This is a genomic window from Bacteroides sp. D20 (assembly GCF_003436255.1).
GTDB classification, from domain to species: domain Bacteria; phylum Bacteroidota; class Bacteroidia; order Bacteroidales; family Bacteroidaceae; genus Bacteroides; species Bacteroides uniformis.
Map to the genome: position 1 here is coordinate 1 of NZ_QSOO01000043.1, position 2,558 is coordinate 2,558.

Annotated in this window: 3 protein-coding genes; all 3 read right to left on the reverse strand. The window is 40.5% G+C overall.

Annotated elements, in window-relative coordinates; all coding sequences use genetic code 11:
* The coding region (locus DXD78_RS20850) for a restriction endonuclease subunit S (RefSeq protein WP_117652961.1) at positions 1 to 560 on the reverse strand (560 nt) is incomplete at its 3' end.
* Positions 557 to 1,438, reverse strand: coding sequence for a DNA damage-inducible protein D (gene dinD / locus DXD78_RS20855; RefSeq protein WP_005795758.1), 882 nt, complete (start codon positions 1,436 to 1,438; stop codon positions 557 to 559). The genes DXD78_RS20850 and dinD, both read right to left, overlap by 4 nt.
* A gap of 69 nt (positions 1,439 to 1,507) precedes the next feature.
* Entirely contained in the window at positions 1,508 to 2,500 is a 993-nt protein-coding gene (xerA, locus tag DXD78_RS20860) for a site-specific tyrosine recombinase/integron integrase (RefSeq protein WP_005799512.1), read from the reverse strand.
* Positions 2,501 to 2,558 lie beyond the last annotated feature (58 nt).

Below are 2,558 nucleotides of genomic sequence, written 5' to 3' on the forward strand. Positions count from 1 at the left end.
GGTAAATTCTGATTTATCTGACGATTGATAGCGATTTTCCTCTCTAAACCTTGGAGAATAGCTACAATATTGTTTTGGATGCTTTCACTAATATCTTCAATTGGTATAGCAGCAAAGGCTGCATCCAATTGGAGATTTTTTATACCGGATGTTTTGCCTTCGAAATTAAAAAACGCCCCAAGATTATAGATAAACTGAAGATAATAGTAGACATAGAGGGGAATCCAACCTTTCTTTACTCGAAAGGCAGTACAAAAATTGGAGCATATAACAGCCCCGGCATGGTCAAGTAGCTCTTGTGATACCAAAGATACACGCCCTGTGGATTGAGTTGGGCTACCACCTGACTTTTCAATGATAATGTCTCCTACTTGAAGACATTTTCTTGCATATGCTTGTTGGTTAATATAGCGGACTGGAATTGCCGAGAAATCATATTCTGATATTGGAATAATATCAGCCCCACGTACACAAGTTACCGCACAAGGTGTTTCTTTAGAGTAAGTTTCCTCGCCCCAATCTCCAGCAATGAATACTTCTATAATGTCAATTAATTTCATTTGTTGTCTTCAGGTTTAAGTTTAGGGAGTTTTGAAGAAGACTTCTCAATTTTCTTTTCATTGGAAGCAACGCGTCGTTCTACCTTCTTGATGTCCTCAGCTGCTGGCAGTTCTTCCGGGCGTATGCCTCGCTGACCGAGCATTTGTCGGATGCTGCGGTTGTTGTCCATATGTTCGGTAGTTATACTATGCTCACCATAAAGGTCTTTTTGTTCGACATTGTAATTTGTCATTTCTGTGGCAAGGTTTTTTGCTGCAATTGTAAGAGTTGGAAGAAAATCTGCTAATGGGCGTGTCGATTTAATGCCAAGCCGGTTCTTCATATCTTCTGTTGTATGCCCACCGAATAACACACCATCACCTTTAGAACGAATGCGTCCAAAACCTTTATCATCCACTCCGCGCTCATAAATATTACGTGATAATTGTTTTTCGGAAGAACGCAAACGATCTCTCGTTTCAAGTCGCGACAATTGTTCTATATGCTCCGCAATAAGTTCTGCGCGTCGAGTTTGTACGGCAAAATAACCTTGTGCAAAAGCTATTTCTTCTTTCTTGGGGTCGCCATTCTGTGCGACAAGATAGCACGCATAACGAGTCAGCATGAAATCTTGTATTTCACGCTTAGCTCCGCTACCCAAAGTAACCATTTTCGTGACCTCACGAAAATGGTCGTCGATGTTGATATTCTGTGTTTTACATGATTCAACAGCGCGAGTCAATGCTACTTGAAAATTCTCCCATCTTGCATATCCCAATATAATCTGCAACTCTCTCGCAAACCATACTTCTACTTTATCCGCTCCATTATCGTCTTCGATATAATGGCAAATGTCATCAAACGATTGCTTATGTTTATTGATTCTCTGCAAGTCCATAGTGCTTTTATTAGCGTTCCATATTAGATTGCAAAAGTACAAATTTTAAAGCAGAAATCAGCACGGTTATTATCCCAAATATTTCTTATGCGCCAACTTTACATTATTTTGGTTCACAATGGCATAGTGCAGTGTTGTGTCAATGCGTACATGACCAAGTAGTCGCTGCACCTGTTCGATGGGCATACCTTTGTCGATAGCCATTGTTGCAAGGGTACGACGGAACTTGTGAGGATGGACTTTGGGCATAGAAAGTGTGTGTCCTAATTTTCGGATTCTCACTTCTACACCACTGATTGTAAGGCGTGTGTGAGGAGAATGGAGTGAGACGAATAAAGCAGGATTGTCGTCAGTACGCCCATTGAGGTATTGTTGCAAATGTAGTTTTGTACGGGCGTTGAAGTAAACTACACGCTCTTTGTTACCTTTTCCGAATACCACGCATTGACGCTCATGGAAATCTATATCCTCACGGTTCAGTTTAACCAACTCACCCACACGGATGCCCGTGGATGAAAGAAAGTCTATAATAGCAAGGTCTCGTTTGGTCGTGCAACTATCTCGAAGTTGCTCCAACTGTTCGTCAGAAAGCACCTCTTTTACAAGTGAATCTGTCTTAACTTTGTGAATGCGTCTTACCGGGCTTTTAGCGATATAATCTTCATCTTCCAACCATGCAAAGAAGCTGGAAAAGATGCGTCGCATATTGTCAATGGTCACTTTGCTCGATTGGTGTTCTTCTTGATAATTGGATAGATAAGTACGAATATCTGTTGTCGTGATGTGACAAATTGCCAATGAAAGCGAGACTAACAACCGTTCAATGGTATTACGGTAGTAAGTTAATGTCTTTTCTGAACATCCCTCTATCTTTTTGGCTGATATAAAAGAGTTCAGAAGATGTTCATTCTCCTGCGTTTGCAGTGTGGCACAATCGCTCTTTTCAATGATTTCTACATTATGCAGTTCTGATGTAAGCACAGCTTTAAGCCGTGCCATTTGTCGGCAATCTAAGTCACGCTGCATTTCCGCAACTATCGCCTGAATAATGTTCTCTTTCATAATTCTGATATTTATGTCTTTATATATAATATAAGAGACTGCTAAATCAGAATTTACC

Excerpts from the sequence above, each read along its gene's own strand:
- xerA (WP_005799512.1), bottom strand. The coding sequence starts at position 2,500 with ATGAAAGAGAACATTATTCAGGCGATAGTTGCGGAAATGCAGCGTGAC.
- dinD (WP_005795758.1), bottom strand. The coding sequence starts at position 1,438 with ATGGACTTGCAGAGAATCAATAAACATAAGCAATCGTTTGATGACATT.